The following is an 18,571-nucleotide window of genomic DNA, read 5'->3' as shown; positions in this document are numbered from 1 at the left end:
ATGGAATAGCGGCACAGGTTCTTGATAAGTATCGCGATGAACAAAAAGTATAAAACAAAAGAATGAAGGCAAGCAATCCGCACCACTAATCTGTTTAGCAGTCATGGATCACCGGAAATCAGATCATAGCTGTTGTGTGTTCATCGCATAAACCACCTTATTTGACAGGTAATCTACTATGTTCCTACCCCCTGGCTGCTTGTATATTTTTCCATTCTGAAATTTCATATATATTTCATATTCCTGTGTTACTATTATAGGGAATAGAGGGAGTTGAACAGGATGGTAAAACGGATACTGCTTGTTGAGGATGAAGAAGATACAAGAGAGGCGGTTTCAGAATTTTTAAGCGAGGCCGGTTATCACGTTGACACGGCAAGGGATGGGGAAATCGCCATGAAACTACTGCGAAATAATATATATGATATGGTTGTTCTGGATATCATGCTGCCGAAGGTTAACGGCTTTGTTGTTTTAAACTGGCTGAGAAAACGCAGTCAGATACCGGTTTTAATGCTGACAGCCATGCATGATGAGTATACGCAGCTGATGAGCTTTGACGAACAGGCAGATGATTATATAATAAAGCCCTTTTCACTGCGACTTCTTCTAAAACGCATGGAGGCCTTATTCCGCCGATCACGAGCACAGACCAGCACTAATCTCTGGCAGTATCAGGATATCGAGGTTGATTTTAACGGATTTTGTGCATATGTTCGAAAGGAGCCTGTCGATCTGAAACCAAAGGAAATCCTTCTCTTAAAGCTGCTGCTGGATCACGCCAATCAGGTACTCACAAGAGATCAGATTCTTGACTACCTCTGGAAAGAGGAGGCACCGATGGACAGAGTTGTCGACGTATATATTAAAAATCTGCGCAAGAAGCTGCAACTGGATTGCATTGTCACGATAAAGGGAATCGGCTATAAGTTTGAGGAACGCCTATGAAGAGGATGCGGCTGTTCACCAGAACCTTTGTATATACCATGCTGCTGATGAGTCTGGTCATCCTAATTGCCCATGCACTGCTTTATGTCATGCTGCCAAGTGAGTATGTAAAACAGAAAAAACGGGAAGCTGATGAGCTGGCAGAGGTACTGAACAAGGAGTTGAACGGATTGACGGAGAAGAAGCTGCTGGAAAAGGCTAAGACCTATCTGGAGGATTCTGAAATCAATCTGAACATACAGCTCAAGGATAAATCCTATATGTACACCTCCTTTGCCATTCTCAACAATTCAGAGGATGGTAAAAAGGATTCTGCAGTGTCCGTTCAGCAGCAGGAGCAAAGCGTTATGAACAAGGGAAAATCAGATACAAGCATCGATAAGAACATAACAAGCACGTATTCCTCCAGCATCTCGCTTTCTTCCATCATCGGACTCGGCAATGCAGATCACTCTGCTTCCGTATTACAGCGCGATCTGAAAATCACATTACATGATAAAAGCATTGCATCGCTCACTCTGAGTATGAATCTGCAATCCATTCAAGAAGCAAGCAGAGTGATGTTTCGCATCCTGCCCTATACGCTTGGTATCAGTATTCTGATTTCTCTTTTAGCAGCATATTTCTATGCGCGCGCTTTGACAAAACCGATTCAATCAATTTGTTATTCCACGAAGCAAATGGAACAGCTGCTTCCAAAGGCACGCTGCAGTGTCCGTACTCAGGATGAAATCGGAGAGCTGGCAGGAAACATCAATCACCTGTATCAATCGCTTCAGGATACTATTCATTCTCTGGAACAGGAGATTCATCTCGTTTCACAGGCGGAACAGATGAAGGTAGACTTCCTGCGTTCAGCATCGCATGAACTAAAAACACCGCTGACCAGTCTGCATGTCATTCTAGAAAACATGAGTCTGCAGGTTGGAAAATATAAGGATCATGATACCTATCTATTAAAATGTCAGGGAATCGTTGAGCGTCTTTCCGCAATGATACATGACATACTGGATGCTACTTCCATGGAAGGAATCCCTCATAGGGAACCTGTTGAGGCCTATTCCTTCATCCCATGGCTGTCCTCTATCATGGAGCCTTATATACGAATTGCAAAAGCTAAGGGAATTCACGTTGTATACGAAGCAGACAGTACACTGATGATCCATGCGCAGCCTGCGCAGCTTGAAAAAGCGATTTCCAATATTCTTTCAAACGCTGTCTCCTATACAGAGCAGGGATGCAGTATATATGTCTATCTTCATAAAACCGCTCTCTTTGTGGATAACGAATGTACGCCGATACCACAGGAACATCTCGTTCATATTATGGAAGCCTTTTACCGTCCGGATTTCTCACGAACAAAACAAACAGGAGGAAACGGACTCGGTTTATACTTTGTATCCCAGATTTTACAGCAGCTGAAGCTTTCCTATCAGTTCGTTCCCTATGAAAACGGAATGCGTTTTATCATAGATTTGAAAGAAGCCTAGTGCTTCTTTTTTTACTGCCCCGGCTGTATGGCAGCTTTCAGCTTGTGAGCAGCTACCGTTTTTAATCTATCATCCTGCATGTATTCTCTGTTTTAAAGCGAACTTCATTACCCGCCTGCACAGTTCATATACAACATCATTTCATTTCACATCCTGTTTATATCATGATGATAAAGTATGTGCAGGAACAAAAGACGAGGAGGTTTCTATATGAGCTTATTTGAACGTGCATGGCTTTATATAACAAGAAAACGCGGTAAGACGCTGATCATGTTCTGCATACTGTTTGCGATGGCAAGCGGCATACTCAGCGGCATATCCATAAAGAAAGCCGCACAGGCTGCGATGCAGCAGGCAAGAGAGTCGGTGGGTGGAAGCTTTACGATGAATCTAAATTACGATGAAAGCAATCCGAATGTAAAACGGGAGGACACAAGCAACGCATTCGGCTCCGGTGCCAAATTGGAGAATACAGGACCGCCGCTGACAGAAAAAATTGCAAAGCAGCTGAAGGGAGTTGACGGTGTCAAGGCCGTAAATGGCAATGCCGTTGCCATGCTGGAGGACAATGGTCTGAACTATGTGAAGCCGCAGAAGGATAACAATTTCTCTTTTTCCGTAGGCAATGGGGATGATAGTGCTGCACTTCCCAACTTCCAGCTGGGAATCAATATGGATTCCGCACTTGATACGATGTTTCAGAATAAGCGTATCAAGCTGACAGAAGGCCGCTACATTAAGCCCAAAGAAAAGCAAAAGCTGCTTATGCACAAAGACCTTGCTAAGATTAACAATCTGAAAATCGGTGATAAGGTGCCGCTGAAGCTGCGTGATCGTGACCGCAATGAAAAGGGGCTTCCCGAAAAGGATGTAGAGGTGGAAATCGTCGGATTGTTTGAAAACACTTCAAGTGAACAGAACCCCATATCCTTCATGATGCCGGAAAATAATCTGATTACCGATGTAGAAACCGGCAGACAGCTGCTGGGTATGAAGGAATTTGAATTTGAATCCATTTACTGCATGGTAAAGGATCCGAAGCAAATCGACAGAATTGTGAACCAGGTGAAAGACCTCGACCTTGACTGGAATCAATATCTGCTGGATACAAACGATGAACAGTATCAACAGATTGCCGGATCCATCGAAAATCTGGATGAAATGGTCACTTTGATTCTATATGCGGTATTCATTATATCCTGTGTGATTCTGACGCTGATTCTCTCCCTGTGGATCAAGGGAAGAATATACGAAACCGGTGTTCTGTTGTCTCTGGGGATATCAAAGACAGATATCATGCTGCAGTACATCTGTGAACTAATGATCATAGCCATTCTTGCATTTGGTCTTTCCTTTTTATCAGGCAAGGCAATCTCTCAGTCACTCGGTGACCGCATGATGGCACAGATTCAGCAACAGCAGGAAAACAGCCAGACATCCAACAGTATATCAATCAGTGGAAATTCCATACGGGCAGGATTAAATAATGAGGTGGATGAAATCACGGAGCTGGATGTTTCGGTTGATGTACAAGAGCTGCTAGTTGTATATATTACAGGCACCGCTATGATCATCCTATCCGTATTACTGTCCAGTGCAGCTGTACTGCGGCTAAAGCCGAAGGAAATACTTTCCAAAATGAGTTAGGAGGACAAAATTATGCTGGAAATAAAAAATATAAGCTACACCTACAAGGGAAAGGGTAATCGTCAAATATTGAAGGATATCAATATGACATTTGAGGAAGGAAAGTTTTATGTGATTGTCGGCACCTCCGGTTCCGGTAAAACGACATTGCTCTCTCTGCTGGCCGGTCTTGATGAACCGCAGGCAGGACAGATTCTGTATGCGGGAGAGGATATTCAGAAAAAGGGACTGAGCTATCATCGAAGACACCATGTTTCCATCGTATTTCAGAATTACAACCTCATTGACTATATGACCCCTTACGAAAATGTACGCCTTACAAAGCGCAGGGCCGAGTCTTCTGTTCTGACCTCTCTGGGACTGGAAGAGGATGAAATTAAACGGAATGTCATGAAGCTTTCTGGAGGACAGCAGCAGCGTACAGCATTGGGAAGATCACTGGCAAGCGATGCACCGATTATTCTTGCCGATGAGCCTACGGGAAATCTGGACAGCGAAACTGCCGATGACATCATTCGCATATTGAAGGAAAGTGCATTCCAGCTGAATAAATGCGTCATTGTTGTCACCCACAGCAAACGTCTGGCAAAGGCCGCGGATGTCATTGTCCGCCTGCGACATGGTATGCTTTATGAAATCTGATATAGATCAGAGCTGCTTATATCAGTTTGTACGCAAAAAAATCAGTGAGGAATTGCACATTGGAAAGCATCCTACCTATCTAGAGGAAGAACTGCTGTGTTCACTTACCGTTCTGGTCTATCACTTTTGTGACCTCAGTGCAGACACGCTGGACAGGCATATTCATAATGTCATCGCACAGCAGATGCCAATCATACAGAAAACACTGATGGAAAGTGCACAGCTTAACAGAAAGGAAGAACATTCATGAAAAACATTTCAATCAGGAGCGCAGTCGTATCCCATGCCTGCTATATATTGTCCGCTGTCATGGCAATCTACACTCTGCTCAATATTTTCAATATTCATCAGTATATCCAAAGTCTTGTCGATGCGAACCAGCTGATCGTGTCCCAGCAGCTGTTTAAGGTTTTTATTACCTACCTTGACAGCAGTCTGCCCAGCCTGTGCTATGCACTCATTCTGCTCACTCTCGGGTTTCTCCTTCAGAAGCATGATGAGAACTGCAGCGATATCCTGTTAGAACACCAGCCTGTCGGAAAGAAAGCAAAACAGGAAGCGGTAGAAACTGATGATGAAATCGACGAATATCTGAAATCAATTTAAACACGCAGATACGTCAGATGTAGAAAAGACCTGCACAGTATCAGGTTGAATCCTTACTCATATAAGAGTACTTGAAGATAAATAAATAAAAAAGCACAAGATCATTTGCAGCAATCCTGTGCTTTTTGTTTTTCTGAACAGTTTGCAATCTCCATCCCCAAGTATAATCTCAGGGTATCTCGCATACTGTACCAGGGTTTTTCCGGCTTATTCTGCTGTCTTCAGCGTACAAGATAACGGCGTATTTCCTGAATCTGACGTCTGGTATCATAATATCCCATCCAGTATAGGCTGCCCAGCTTCTCCAAATCCGGCTCCAGTCTTCCAACGGTTACCGGCTGTGATGGGGCTATCACATAGAGGCGTCCCTGCTTTTGCAGGGCTTCCAGCTCCTCACATTGTTCATTATACATCGTATCCATCTGTTCCAGTGCCTGAATGAATTTAGGGTAGGCTTTGTATATCGTTTTCTCCAGCGGCAGCTTCTGCGTGATACTATTAACCTTTTTCCGATAGGACATGGGTCTTGTCCGCACAACAAGGATGCGCTTATAGCCTTCGCGCAATGCCCAGTGAAAGGGAATCTTATCACTGCAGCCGCCATCCAGATACGGATAGCCCTCTATCCAGACCATTTTGGAAATAAACGGCATGGATGCGGAAGCCTGGACAGCCTGAAAGATATCCCGACAGTGATCCTTTTCAAAATAAACGGGCTCTGCTGTTTCACAGTTTGTCGCAACAGCAAGAAAGCGGCGGTCAAATTGAAAGAAGCGCTTCCTGTCAAACGGGTATTCCTTATCTGCCTGATGAAAGGCAAAATCAAAGCCAATCAGGCCATTGCTGCTGCGCAGTGCCTTTCTACCTACATAGCGATTGTCATGACGGTATTTTAAGTTCATGCGAATGGAACGGCCAATCTGACCGGATACATAATTCAGTCCGTTCATAGCACCTGCAGAAACACCAATCGTACAGCGCATATTGATATTTTCCAGCATCAGTGCATCAAGCACACCTTCTCCATACAATCCACGAAACGCTCCACCCTCCAGGACAATACAGCCCTCCTGCAGTTCATTAGATGCTGTGCTGTGCGGCAACTGATGAAAGCCTCTATACTGTTTATTCATAACTGCAGCCTTCCTTTCCTGACTCAATAATGCATAGAAAAACAAATACAGGCATAATGTGGCATAAATACCACAGACCTTAACCACACCTGTTTATTATGCGATTCATTGAGATTTTTTACGTAGCAATGATAGCACAGCTTCTTACCATAGTCAAATTATAGGAATTAAACGAAACCAATCGCTGAACCGATACTTTTCTTTCAGCTTATAAAACTTCTATCCCTGCTGCCGCTAAAGAATAATAAAAAAGGCTTGTCCTATGTATGCGTTCTTTATAAGCTATATATACGTTTTATAAGTCATATACACAGCTTTTCTTTGCATTATATAAACGCTTTTTCTATAAAAGAAAAAACCGAAGACTTACTCCGGTTTCTTTATAGGTATTCTTTACGCTATGCGACAGAGCCTGCTTCCTTCAATCGGAATACGGATACAAACATTTCATCAAACAACAGGATATGCTGTCCCTTTCTTCCTGCACTTACGACTTCCTCCCGAAGGATGCGCAGACCCGGCTTCACCCGAATCATCAGCTCTGTGATTTCATCTATAACCTTTTGCTTTTTACTGTTGAAGATCAGCTCGTCTCTGCCAATTTCCAGAAAGGCACGATACAGTTCTTCGGGATAATCTCCCAGCCATACATTCGGGTACTGCATAAGCAGCCTCCATGCATCTTCTATTTTCATTTCTTCTTCCATATCTCACTCTCCTTGTACTATTGTATTATAGCGAGTGAAAAATATACAGAAGAAAACAACTGGTAATTTCTGGGAAAGGATATTGCAACTATCCTTTTAAGAGACTGCTGTACAGTCCTGCACGTATCCTGTCGCAGTCTTCTGTGTTATACATATTCCCCTATCTGCTATATATAAGATATTCCTAAGCCCTGCATGTAAGAGACAGACTTTTTTATCCGTATCTGGATATCATATAAATATGATTTCATAGAACCATATAAAAAAGAAGGCTCTTTTTAATCAAAGCCTCCATTTTATTCAAGCAGACAATGTAAAATATATTAAACAATTCCAAAGAACGCCAGGAATATACTTAAAACGATGATGACGATAAGAATCGTTGTCGTTTTAACCTTTTTGCCAAGAAAATAATACAGAATGCCAAATATAGCAAGCGGAAGCAGACAGGGCATGACCTCATTCAGATAATCCTGTAACGGCTGTGCAAAATCACCGCTTCCCACCTTAATTGGCAGCTCAAAGTATACCATGGAAGCACTCATACAGCCGATTACCATCAAACCGACAACGGAAGCCGCATAGGTTACCTTCTCCATCAGACCGGATTCCGTCACCTGTTTAAACACATCAGCACCCAGACTATACCCTTTATTCAGACAGAAATACCGCAAAAGCCATGCAGGAATATTGAAAATCAGCAGGAAAATCAACGGCCCCATGATATTGCCATCTTTGGAAAAGGAGATTGCGATGCCTGCCGCTATGATACGCAGAGTCCCCCAAATCAGAGAATCACCAATTCCTGCCAGCGGCCCCATCAGAGATGCACGCACTGCGTTGATTGAGTTTTCATCAAAATCCTTATTATTTGCATTTTCTTCTTCCATCGCCGCAAGAATCCCATACAGCAGGGTGGACAGATGCGGAGTAATTGCCATGAATTCCAGATGCCGCTGTAAGGCGCGGCTTCTCGCTTCTTCATCATCTGCATACAGCTTTTTGATAACCTTGCACATGGTATAGCCGGCCGCAAGGTTTTGCTGGCGCTCATAATTCCAGGAAGCATCCTGATGACAGGATCTCCAGAACACACTCATAAGATCTTTTCTATTCAGCTTTTTCAGATTAGAATTCGTTGTCATCCTGTACGACCTCCATTTTCATACTTGTATCCTTTTTTATTGTCATAATCACGATTACGATAACACAGGCCATCAGTGCAACACCGAGAACCGGTACCTGCAGATAGGCGCTCAACAGAAAACCGCCAAAGAAGAAGGCTGCGACATCCTTTGTCATAATCATCCTTGCCAGCATTGCAAATCCGATGGCAGGGATAATTCCGGTTGCGACCTCCAGGCCATGTGTAATAAAGGCCGGAATGGATTTTACGATATCTGCGATAAACGGTGCTCCCACATAGTAGGAAACAGCCACCAGCAGGGATAATGGAATAAGGAAGATGCTGACTGCCAGTAAATGAGCATGCTCAACACCCTTTACATTTCCCTTTGCCGCATTGCGGTCTGCCATCACACAGCATAGCTGCGGAATTACAAACATCATTAAAATATTACTCAGCATCAGCACGAGTGTAGCGATAGGAACAGCCAATGCTACAGCGGTTCCGGCTTCACTGCCGCTGGAAATTACAAAGGATGCTCCGATAATTGTCCCGGATACCATATCCGGCGGATTGCTCGCACCGACCGGAAATGCCCCTAGCCATACCAGCTCCAGAGTTGCTCCGACCATGATTCCCATTTGTAAATCCCCCAGCACCAGACCAACCAGTGGTGAAATAACGAGTGGGCGGTCCAGCATGGAACTACCCATAATTGCATTCGCATACCCGAATAACGCAACGAACCCAATCAACAGTGATTGTATCAGTAAATTCATCTTTCTTTCCTCCTTGCTATATCAGCTGCAGGGGATCCTGCTTGGGATCACCCGGTACCATACGGATTTCCAGCTCAACACCCTGTTCATGCAGCTCCTTCAATAGTTTCACATCCTGTTCATCTACAGAAATAGCCTTTGAAATCTGTTTTTTTCCAGGCTCGTTTTTCAGCCCGCCCAGATTGATAGAGGTCAGTGCCGGAACATTTCTGACAAGTGCTGCAGCATCTGCAATGTTTCCGCATATGATAAACAGCTTGTATTTATCCGTCACACCACTGGTTAATGCCTTGATAGAAGCATCCACACTTTTCATCACCAGCTTGACCCCGTTTGGCTTCGACATCCGGATTGCTGTCATTCTAAGCTCATCCTGAACCACCTCATCATTGGCAATCAGAATACAGTCAGCGCCCAACTGCTTTGTCCAGGAAAAGGCAACCTGTCCATGCAGAAGTCGGTGATCGACACGCAGTAATTTAATCATATCGCTACTCCCCCTTCAGACAAGCATCTCTCGCTGCCATCATGCATCTCACATGCTCCTCATCCACATCCCCGCTGTCCTTATAGGTATCCTTGAAGAAGCTTCCCACGATTGCAGCATCGCCGACAGCAAATTGCTTTGCACAGTTTTCCGGTGTCATCCCGGCCCCGATTACGAGCGGAAAATCACCCAAAATATTTCTGAATTCATTTATCTTTTCCATACTTGTCTCCTGTCCGGTGGCATCCTGTGTAACGACAATGGCATCACAGCGTGTCTTGCCAATCGTTAAATCCTCCTGCAGACTTCTCTCCGAGAGATAGGGCTGGTATTTAAAACGTACACCTCCCAGAACATAGCCGGAATACCGCAAACGATATAGCTGCATGAACGCCGCAAAGGTTTCATCATTCTTCGAATCCAGATGTCCTGCCACGGAATCAAGCTGTACAAAGGTCGCCGCATATTTCATTGCCAGTTCAAAATTCATCGTATCCTGATCGAGACAATTCACGCCATAGATGTGATCCGGATAATTCTCCTTCAAATACTCCAATACCATCATCATATGATGATAGACTCCAAAGTAGTTTTCCACAATTACGGCATCAACTCCGTTTTCATAATATACACGGATTTCCTTTTTTGCCCGCTCCATCACCTCTGCATCACTAGTTCCTTTCAGATGCAGCATACCGAAAATCGGCTTCTTACTTTGAAATACATCCAGAAATTCTTTTTTCATCTTCATTCATCCTCTCCTTAAAAATCCTCTTCTTCCTGTGTATCTATGCTTTTTTTACAGGTGATTCCTGTTTTAGCCTCATCCACGATCTCACTCATTCGCTGTTCACTGACATCATCACGGTTGCCTAGCAGGATACTAAGCACCAGATTCAGATTCATACCCGACAGAATCGTTACATTGCCATATGCAGTTAATTGTGCAAATGCCGTATGCACACTGCCACCGAGAATATCTGCCACGATGACCCATGCTTCATCACTGTCTGCAATACGCAGCCGGAGCTTTTCCGCATAGTCCTGTGGATTCTGCCCTGGATACAGACAGTACACCTCCACATCCTTTGCAAGATTGCCGATAATCATTGCCGCAGAATTCAGCATCCCCTTTGCCAGCTCACCATGCGATGCCAGAATTATGTTTGCCATGTCTTCAACTCCCTTCACTTATTTACCTAGCAAAAAGCGTGCCAATCAGATATAAGAAATATAAAATGAAAGCTAGCTGCTTCCATCAGAAATAGATAAAAACCAATAGCAGGAATCTATATTTTCATATTGCGCCTTATTTTATAAAGAAAGCAGGAATATACGCATATAAACGGTACTTTTACAGCACAGGCAGACCTCCTCCTCATGAAAAAAGTATTTAGAATTCCGGATAAAGCTGCCCTTTTGTTTTCAATGATACTTTCCAGGCTGTCCTTTTGTTTTGAATACTACATTCCAGCCTGTAAAACCCTATGCCTCACCGACGCTGTCACCTGTTTCATCGACGCTGTATCCTTTCCTGCTTATTGCATAAACGTTAAAAAGGAACAACCCAAGCGGATTGTCCCTGTGATGCAATTTGCAAGCAAAATATAAACAGATGCTATAATCAAGCATATATTCTTCAAAAAGCTGATTCCCTTGTGTATTGGATCACATGCCAGTATGGTTACAGATGGTTAATTATTTTCCACATAATTGAAGATATATCCGATTTCCTCCTCCGGTATCTTCACACCGTAATATTCCTCTACGACACTGAACGCCTCCTTAACGCAGGCAATGAAGGACGCTTCCTTCTGTGCGAAGTCCTCAATATCCGTATATACTTCTATCTCCCTGCGTGTCACCAGACGCTCAATCAGACAGCAGATATGCACATACAGACCAAAGCAGGTATTATTAGTAAAGCGAAGCCCCAGCTTCAGCTGCAGCTGATCAATCGCATCCGCAACATGCTCCAGCAGCTTATTGGGATTGAGAATAGTCAAATTATTCATGATGTTCGATAAGGAGAAATTCTTCAATATATTCTGTTTAAAGGTTTTCATTTCCTCCTCACTGATATAATCCTGGAAATACACATTCAGTTCATCTAGTGTATCATTGATAATTAAATCCTCAATCGGAATGAAGCGGATACCTTCCATGTTGGGATTCAGCGTACCTACAATACAGATGACCTCATAATGATCGAAGAAGGCATCATGCATCTGCTTTTCCAGCAGGGTATTGTAATCATAGGTAAGCACCTGAATTGGCAGATCAACAGGAAGTGAATCCTTCAGAATCTTTTTCAGCTTTTCGGCAGTTCCCATACCGCTTGCACAAGAGCATAAAATGACCTTTTCCCTTCTGCGATGCTCTACAATATGATAATGGTTGCTGTTATGCTTTTCGACCCGTTCAAAGATTTCCCTCATACCGGTTCCCTGAATCATACCGTTTCCCACCTCCAGGGCGAGCTTGGTCGTCACATTGTTCATAATACCTATCGTAGTATTCTGGTTTTCAATACCCTTATACAGCTCCTCCAAAGACCCCATATCCACCAGCAGAAACAGCTCCTCAAACCGTCCGGTTTTGCTAAGATAACGGTTTAAGCGCTCAATGATTTCCTGTGTTGTCACATGCAGCGGCATATCGATGGAATCGAATACATAACGTCCGAGAAACTTATTCACAGCATCTGCCAGAGAGCTGGCTGTAGAAAAGCCATGCGCAATAATAATACCGATGCGTTTGTTCAGATCCTGTACCCGGTTCAGTATTTTCAGATGCAGACTCAGTATAATCGTAATCATATCGTCAAATTCCATGTCTAAATTGTTTTCCAGATGCTCGCGGATTTCTTCTGCTATCGCATATTCTCTGGAAAGCTCCTGCTTCATAAAATCCTGCATCCCCTGTACAGCCCTTCGCTTTGCATCCTGCCAGTTACCAAGCTCCAGTATATTCTGCATACAGTCGCTGATATAGGCGGTAATCGTTATCATATCGTTGTTCACATATTGAAAGCCGTAGCGCAGAGAAAGCATATCAAAGATATTTGTCACAATCCCCTGTACATAGTCATCCCTGCTTAAGGAAGCACTGTTTCGCAGCATGATAGCCTCCTGATACGTATGAATGCAGAGCTCAGCCTCATGCAGAAAGCCGTTCAGGTCATTGCGTGCAGTGAAGGCTTCAAGAATTTGTTCCAGTAGCCGTATAAGCGGCCGCTCTCTTGTGACAAAGCTTTTCAGTTCATGAATTGGAATCATTCGCTGGTTTTCTCCAGCTGAAGATTTACCGGACTCCTTCCCTGCCATCATTTTTTCCGGAAGATTATAGGCGCGGATTTCCAATACGGCACTATCCTGCTTGGACGCAAACAGGGCATTCACACAGCTGGCCTGAATAGCATTTTTCAGTTCTCCGATATTTCCTGTAAACTGTGTATTCAGAAACAGGCGATAAACGAGTGCGGATATACTGATAGATTTATGAATCCGCTTTTCCTCATCCTCAAAGATGGAATGAATCAGCTGCAGACGCTCATGGGCTCCCCGCTCCTCCAGGGACGGCACCGTAACCATCATGGGAATTCTGCGCAGCAGGGTTTTCAACAACACATCCTCCGGCTTTTCCGTTGTCGCAAATATCAGACGGACACTGGATTCATACCATTTCTCATTATCCCCCACCATATGATAAATCCCTTTATCCATAAACAGAAACAGCTTTTCCTGGCATTCCGCTTTCAGACAGTGCACCTCATCCAGAAACAGAACACCGCCCTCCGCAAGCTTGATCAATCCGGGGTTATCTCTGTCAGCACCGGTAAAGGCTCCCTTTTTATGTCCAAACAGATTGGCCGTTAACAGCTCCGGATTGTTGGCATACTCACTACAGTTTACGATTAGAAATTTCTTATCCTCCTTAATCAGTCCCTGATTCCTTGCATACTCATACATCAGCTGTGCAAGAAAGCTCTTGCCCGTACCCGTAGGGCCATATAGAAGTAAAGGAAGACCGGCAGGGGGATACGATATGGTAGCCTTGCATTGGTTCACAAGCGTAGCCAGACTTTCATCACAGCCAATCAGCTTTTCAAAATCCTGTGGCTTTGCCGGCTGCAGCGCTTTTTGAAACTCCTTATCTGAGATAAATTCCTGTCCGTGTAGGTGAACACCGTATTGCGCCTCAACCACATTCCCGTCGTAAAATACAACCGGTCTGGTATTGATTTTAATCAAACGCCCCTGTGAAAATAGCTGATTGAGGTATTGAGATACCATATTGCGGCTCAGTTTTAGCTGTTCACTGATATAAAGTGAGTTTCCCTTCTCACATAAATGCTCTTTTGTCGCCTCCACCACATAGGCATATACCTTCTCTATCATATACGAAACGACTTCCTTTCCTTATTATAAGTGTATCGGTGAATATTTTGAAAGTCAATGCGGAAACTGCTGGAAAGTGACGATTGTTGGCACGATTTTTGCTAGGTTAAAAGAAAAAGGAATAGAGGTGAGCATATGACACAAAGCATGCAGCAAACACAGACGATGAAGCAAACCTACAGCATGACACAGAAAAACCAGCAGGCGCTGGAAATATTGAAAATGGATAGCCGTGAGCTGATGGAGCTGGTTCTAAACAGTGTACAGCAGAATCCGTTTCTGGATTTTCACCCGCAGACAAATTCCGATGAATGGCTGCTTCAGAATATGGCACACAAGCATACACTGCAGGAGGATTTGTATTTGCAGCTGCACACCTGTAATTTGCCCTATGATGAAGCTATATGCTCCTATCTGATTGAATCACTTGATACACAGGGATTTTTCCGTGAATCCATTCCGGAAAGCTGTGCGCTATTACAAACAGATGAGACTACGCTTCTGAAGCAGCTGCATATCCTGCAAAGCCTTGAACCGTGCGGAGTTGCGGCGCGAAATGTCCGGGAGGCGCTGATACTGCAATGTCAGAGATCTCATAACCGGTTGGGAGAGCAGCTGTTACGTGAATATGCAGCAGAGCTGGCAGAGAAAAATATTACGGCAATCGCAAAGGGTATGCGGCTGTCTGCACGGGAAGTCAAGGAGGTGATTTTCTCACTGCGTTCCTGCACTCCCTGTCCCTGCCACGAATATGAGCAGGATTCTATAGAAACTATCCTGCCGGAGCTGGAAATCTGCGTTGAGGAGGAACGGCTGCAAATACTTCCAATGCGTTATGGTTCTACGGTTTTACAGGAGCACTATGTGCAGGCGATTGAACATAGCGATAAGCTGAAATCCTATTTTCAGGAAGCATGTCTGCTGTTTGAAGCACTGAATCGAAGAAACGCCACCCTGTTCATGATTGTGAATGAGCTTGTACAAATACAAAAGGGCTTTTTCCTGTATGGCGATGAATTACAGCCCTGCACACTCCAGCAGCTGGCAGACAGACTCGGACTGCATGTATCTACCGTATCCAGGGCATTGCACAATAAGTATTATCTGTTTGAGAAGGAGTGCTATGCGTTCCATCAGCTGCTGAGCGCTTCCACAATGCAGGGGGACAGCAGTGCCGCTGTACAGCGTGCCATGCTTACTATGATACAGAATGAGGATAAAACGCATCCCCTTTCCGATCAGCAGCTTGTTATCAAGCTGAAAGCAATGGATCTTTCTGTTTCCCGCCGGGCTATCACCAAATACCGCCAGCAGCTGCATATTCCAAAAAGCCAGGAGCGAAAGCGTATCTGAGGCACTCCCTTTCTTTTCTCATACAGCAGCTGTATATTACGTTCTACGAAAAGAACCAATTCTTCATTCCATGCTTTTCCGTCGAATAAAAGAAAGGAAAAGGGCAAAACTCTAGCTGAGAGGTGCCAGATATGAACACAAATGATCGGAAGCAAATGAACAGCGTACAACAAAGAAACTGCTGTGTAATGACAATGGGAATCAAGCAGGTAGAGCAGCTCGTTCTGCTGTTTGGCAGAACACGGCTTTTGCAGCTGCTTCACCGCCTGCAGAATCAAGTACAGCCACATCTCAAGCACGATGCCCTTGTGGCAGAGCTTTCTGATTATCGGCTGGTCTTTCTTCTTCCCTCCTATAACCGTCTGGATACATTACAGCTGGTATATGAGCTGGACGACCAGGCAGAGCGCATAGCTGCACAGCTTTATGATACCGCACTTGCACTGTCCTTTGGAATCTGTCAGCCCATGGTTTGTGACACCCTGGAGGATGCTATTGGCTATGCGGAATACTGCCGGACGCACAATCGGGATATGGAGCGGTTTTCAACCTCCTATGCCTTTTACACACCCCGGGAGAAGGAAAGCCTGCATCATCGTTTTTCATTGGAACAGAATATTTTGAAGGCTGTTTATCATCATGAATTCCACTTATACCTGCAGCCAAAGTATGATTCCCGAACGCATACACTCATTGGTGCCGAAGCTCTGCTGCGCTGGATTCATAACGGTATGTGCATTCCGCTGCAGGAATTTCTTCCGATTGCCGATGAAAACACCTGTATCCGGCTGCTGGATATCTACATGTTTGAAGCTGTCTGTAAGCGATTATCCGAAAGAAAAAAACAGGGACTTCCCCTGCTTCCCATCAGTATCAATGTCTCCCGTTCTTCCTTTGAGGACGGCTTGTATTACCTGGGAGAGATTCTCGACATACAGCGCCGCTATGACATCGCTTCCAGTTTGCTCGAGCTGGAATTGCATGAGGAAATTCCCTTTGAAAGAAAAGAACAGGTACAGCTCTTCCTGCACAGGGTGAAGGAGGCAGGTATGCAATGCTCACTCGATGACTTTGGTACAGCACGCAGCAATCTGCATATCCTGAGCTGGATCGATGTGGATCAAATCAAGCTGGATCATTCGTTTTTCTCAACCCCCTGGAACAGCCGCAAGCAAATCCTGTTACGGCATATGATTCCTATGCTGCAACAGCTTTCTATACCGGTGCTAGCAGAAGGTGTGGAAACAAGAGAGCAGCTGGAATTTCTATCTGCACTTCACTGTACGCAGATACAGGGCTTTTACTATTCCCCACCATTACCCGCCGACCGTTTTTTTCAGGAGCATATGGGTTCAGAGGATAGCAGCAGCTGTGATGATACAGACTAACGATGAAAGCAATGACGCATCATTCACAGCTGTCTGGAGAAAAAAGAAACCAGACGAAAAGAAGCGATACTTGCACCTTATCGGTTACATTCCGTAAAGGGTGCTGTCGGATACGTATGGAAGAAAAGGCTTGTAAGCGTCTATTTTCTCTAAAAGATGAGTATTATAATATAGGATACAAAGAACAATCCATAGCATAAGATACAAAAAGAATCAGCCGCATCGTGTAAAGCGTGTAAACAATGCAGCTGATCTCTTTTCATGTTATATCCGGTTTCTCGTAAGAAGTATAATACACAGCCAGACATTTCTGTTTATGTGTACACGTCCCTGTACAGACTGCATCCCTAATTCATGATAATCTATCCAAAGCCCTCTATTCTGTGCACGCATACCTGTAAAACAGTATGGCTTTTTTATTCGGCATCTTTGAAAGCCGCTATGCATCTGTATCTACAGCTGCGCAATCTTTTCCTCAATCAGTTTCCAGGCCAAGGCTGTGTCCCTTTCAAAGGTGCTGGGGTCCTCATGAAAATTCACCGGCATACTGCCGCGATAGGCGCTAAACCCCAGGCGCTGATACATGGATATCGCCACATAGCTGTTTGTCTGTGTCGTCAGATACAGCGGATGCTCACACTGCATGGATTGATACAGCTGTATTGTTTTCAGCATCAGTGATTTCGCAAGGCCGCGTCTTTGATGATGCTCATCTACACCAACCCAGTGTACACGCATACTGCGTTCACCGAAATGAAAGCCTTCCCAGACAGAAGAAGTCCCGGCCAGCTTTCCCTGTTCATCCACAATCAGTATCATTTGCCGCTGCAGCTCCTGTGGACGTGTTTCAAAGGTTTCCGCAAAATATTGCAGCCCCGCTTCCCTGCTCTTTAGTTGTCCCAGGGCAACATGTAACGCAACCCATGCCTCCTTATAGGATGGATCATAGGGCTGAAAGGAATAGCCCGGTGCCAAGGGAACCTCATGTATAACAGGCGGCTGTTCCAGTACCATCAGCACCGGATAATAGGGTATACTCTTATCTAATACAGTCATAGCTTCCTCCTCATTTTGAAAAAAGGATGCGAACAATCGCATCCTTATCCAAGCTCAATAGAATAGGAATAACGCTCTCCCGGATAATAGGAAATCGTATATTCCAAAACGTTGCCTTCATGATCATAGGATACACGTTCTCTGATCAGCAGCGGATCTCCTTTTTTAATATCCAGCTTCTCCGCTTCCTCTTTTCTGGCAGTAATCGCTCTGAAATTTTCACGGGTTTTCACCGGCTTGCGGATATTCAAATCATCCAGCAGCGCATACATGCTTCCCATATATTTTTCATCCTCCAGCGGCAGATTTCTGTCCCTGGAAAAATAGCTGATAAAGTATACGATCGCTACATCATCCCCGGTTCGTACACGATCCAGACGATATACGAAATCACCTTTCTGGCATCCGAAGATTTCCGCTACATGCTGATCTGCCTTTACAAGCTCAATATGCGCCCAGCGGGTTCCCGGCTGGATGCCACGCTCCAGCATTTCATTCGTAAAGCTTTTGATGCCTACCAGATTTTCTTCAATCTTATTCTGAAAAAGAACTCTGGTTCCCTTTCCACGCGCACGCTCTACCAGTCCTTCACTTTCCAGCTGCGCAATCGCCTGCCGTGCAGTTATTCTGGACACATGAAAGATTTCCTGCAGCTGTGCCTCACTCGGAATGGAATCACCCGGTGCATATTCCTTTGATATGATCTTATCCCGAATAATTTTTTTTATCTGTATATATAACGGAACGGCTCCTTTGCCAAAATCAAGCTTTTCCATGAAGTCACCTCCATGTGATTATTATATCATGTA

18 protein-coding genes are annotated in these 18,571 nt (G+C 44.4%); 8 read left to right on the top strand and 10 right to left on the bottom strand.

Annotated features, from left to right (window positions below):
- Positions 1 to 282: 282 nt before the first annotated feature.
- From GKZ87_04260 to GKZ87_04235, 6 genes are all read left to right on the top strand, one after another.
- Positions 283 to 948: a response regulator gene (locus GKZ87_04260; protein QSI24777.1), complete on the top strand. Its 666-nt coding sequence runs from the start codon at positions 283 to 285 to the stop codon at positions 946 to 948.
- Complete coding sequence (locus tag GKZ87_04255; protein QSI24776.1) at positions 945 to 2,438, top strand: HAMP domain-containing protein; 1,494 nt, start codon at positions 945 to 947, stop codon at positions 2,436 to 2,438. Before GKZ87_04260 ends, GKZ87_04255 begins: the two co-directional genes overlap by 4 nt.
- A 177-nt stretch (positions 2,439 to 2,615) precedes the next feature.
- Entirely contained in the window at positions 2,616 to 4,085 is a 1,470-nt protein-coding gene (locus GKZ87_04250) for an FtsX-like permease family protein (GenBank protein QSI24775.1), read from the top strand.
- A gap of 12 nt (positions 4,086 to 4,097) precedes the next feature.
- The gene (locus GKZ87_04245) at positions 4,098 to 4,727 is read left to right on the top strand and encodes an ATP-binding cassette domain-containing protein (GenBank protein ID QSI24774.1); all 630 of its coding nucleotides are present in this window, start codon (positions 4,098 to 4,100) and stop codon (positions 4,725 to 4,727) included.
- Positions 4,717 to 4,977 carry a hypothetical protein gene (locus GKZ87_04240; GenBank protein QSI24773.1) on the top strand — a complete coding sequence of 87 codons (261 nt, stop codon included), beginning with the start codon at positions 4,717 to 4,719 and terminating at the stop codon, positions 4,975 to 4,977. Before GKZ87_04245 ends, GKZ87_04240 begins: the two co-directional genes overlap by 11 nt.
- The gene (locus GKZ87_04235) at positions 4,974 to 5,333 is read left to right on the top strand and encodes a hypothetical protein (GenBank protein QSI24772.1); all 360 of its coding nucleotides are present in this window, start codon (positions 4,974 to 4,976) and stop codon (positions 5,331 to 5,333) included. Before GKZ87_04240 ends, GKZ87_04235 begins: the two co-directional genes overlap by 4 nt.
- A gap of 221 nt (positions 5,334 to 5,554) precedes the next feature.
- Here GKZ87_04235 and GKZ87_04230 read toward each other — a convergent pair whose 3' ends face one another.
- The 8 genes from GKZ87_04230 to GKZ87_04195 all read right to left on the bottom strand — a co-directional run bounded on the left by GKZ87_04230 (position 5,555) and on the right by GKZ87_04195 (position 13,965).
- Positions 5,555 to 6,466: a patatin family protein gene (locus GKZ87_04230; protein QSI24771.1), complete on the bottom strand. Its 912-nt coding sequence runs from the start codon at positions 6,464 to 6,466 to the stop codon at positions 5,555 to 5,557.
- 398 nt (positions 6,467 to 6,864) lie between these two features.
- Positions 6,865 to 7,173 carry a hypothetical protein gene (locus GKZ87_04225; GenBank protein QSI24770.1) on the bottom strand — a complete coding sequence of 103 codons (309 nt, stop codon included), beginning with the start codon at positions 7,171 to 7,173 and terminating at the stop codon, positions 6,865 to 6,867.
- A gap of 323 nt (positions 7,174 to 7,496) precedes the next feature.
- A complete protein-coding gene (locus tag GKZ87_04220; protein ID QSI24769.1) occupies positions 7,497 to 8,318 on the bottom strand; it encodes a PTS mannose transporter subunit IID in 822 nt (273 codons plus the stop codon).
- Entirely contained in the window at positions 8,302 to 9,078 is a 777-nt protein-coding gene (locus GKZ87_04215) for a PTS sugar transporter (GenBank protein ID QSI24768.1), read from the bottom strand. Before GKZ87_04215 ends, GKZ87_04220 begins: the two co-directional genes overlap by 17 nt.
- 16 nt (positions 9,079 to 9,094) lie before the next feature.
- On the bottom strand, positions 9,095 to 9,565 hold the full coding sequence (locus GKZ87_04210) for a PTS mannose/fructose/sorbose transporter subunit IIB (GenBank protein QSI24767.1): 471 nt from the start codon (positions 9,563 to 9,565) through the stop codon (positions 9,095 to 9,097).
- Positions 9,566 to 9,569: 4 nt separating this feature from the next.
- Complete coding sequence (locus GKZ87_04205; GenBank protein QSI24766.1) at positions 9,570 to 10,316, bottom strand: membrane biogenesis protein; 747 nt, start codon at positions 10,314 to 10,316, stop codon at positions 9,570 to 9,572.
- Between the two features lie 11 nt (positions 10,317 to 10,327).
- Positions 10,328 to 10,738, bottom strand: a complete 411-nt coding sequence (locus GKZ87_04200; GenBank protein ID QSI24765.1) for a PTS sugar transporter subunit IIA — start codon at positions 10,736 to 10,738, stop codon at positions 10,328 to 10,330.
- Between the two features lie 521 nt (positions 10,739 to 11,259).
- Positions 11,260 to 13,965 (bottom strand): PRD domain-containing protein, encoded by a 2,706-nt coding sequence (locus GKZ87_04195; GenBank protein QSI24764.1) that lies wholly within the window; start codon positions 13,963 to 13,965, stop codon positions 11,260 to 11,262.
- A gap of 135 nt (positions 13,966 to 14,100) precedes the next feature.
- Between GKZ87_04195 and rpoN the strand changes: the two genes are divergently transcribed.
- Together rpoN and GKZ87_04185 are read left to right on the top strand one after the other, a co-directional pair.
- Complete coding sequence (rpoN, locus tag GKZ87_04190; protein QSI24763.1) at positions 14,101 to 15,318, top strand: RNA polymerase factor sigma-54; 1,218 nt, start codon at positions 14,101 to 14,103, stop codon at positions 15,316 to 15,318.
- A 155-nt stretch (positions 15,319 to 15,473) separates the two neighbouring features.
- Positions 15,474 to 16,706 (top strand): EAL domain-containing protein, encoded by a 1,233-nt coding sequence (locus GKZ87_04185; GenBank protein ID QSI27877.1) that lies wholly within the window; start codon positions 15,474 to 15,476, stop codon positions 16,704 to 16,706.
- 453 nt (positions 16,707 to 17,159) lie between these two features.
- On the opposite strand, the gene GKZ87_04180 is transcribed toward GKZ87_04185, so the two are convergent.
- Positions 17,160 to 17,762: a GNAT family N-acetyltransferase gene (locus GKZ87_04180; GenBank protein QSI24762.1), complete on the bottom strand. Its 603-nt coding sequence runs from the start codon at positions 17,760 to 17,762 to the stop codon at positions 17,160 to 17,162.
- A gap of 44 nt (positions 17,763 to 17,806) precedes the next feature.
- Entirely contained in the window at positions 17,807 to 18,538 is a 732-nt protein-coding gene (locus tag GKZ87_04175) for a UTRA domain-containing protein (GenBank protein QSI24761.1), read from the bottom strand.
- Positions 18,539 to 18,571: the final 33 nt, after the last annotated feature.

This window comes from Erysipelotrichaceae bacterium 66202529, assembly GCA_017161075.1.
Taxonomy (GTDB): domain Bacteria; phylum Bacillota_I; class Bacilli_A; order Erysipelotrichales; family Erysipelotrichaceae; genus Clostridium_AQ.
Note: the sequence above shows the minus strand (reverse complement) of the source record. Positions and strands in the feature narration are given on the sequence as shown.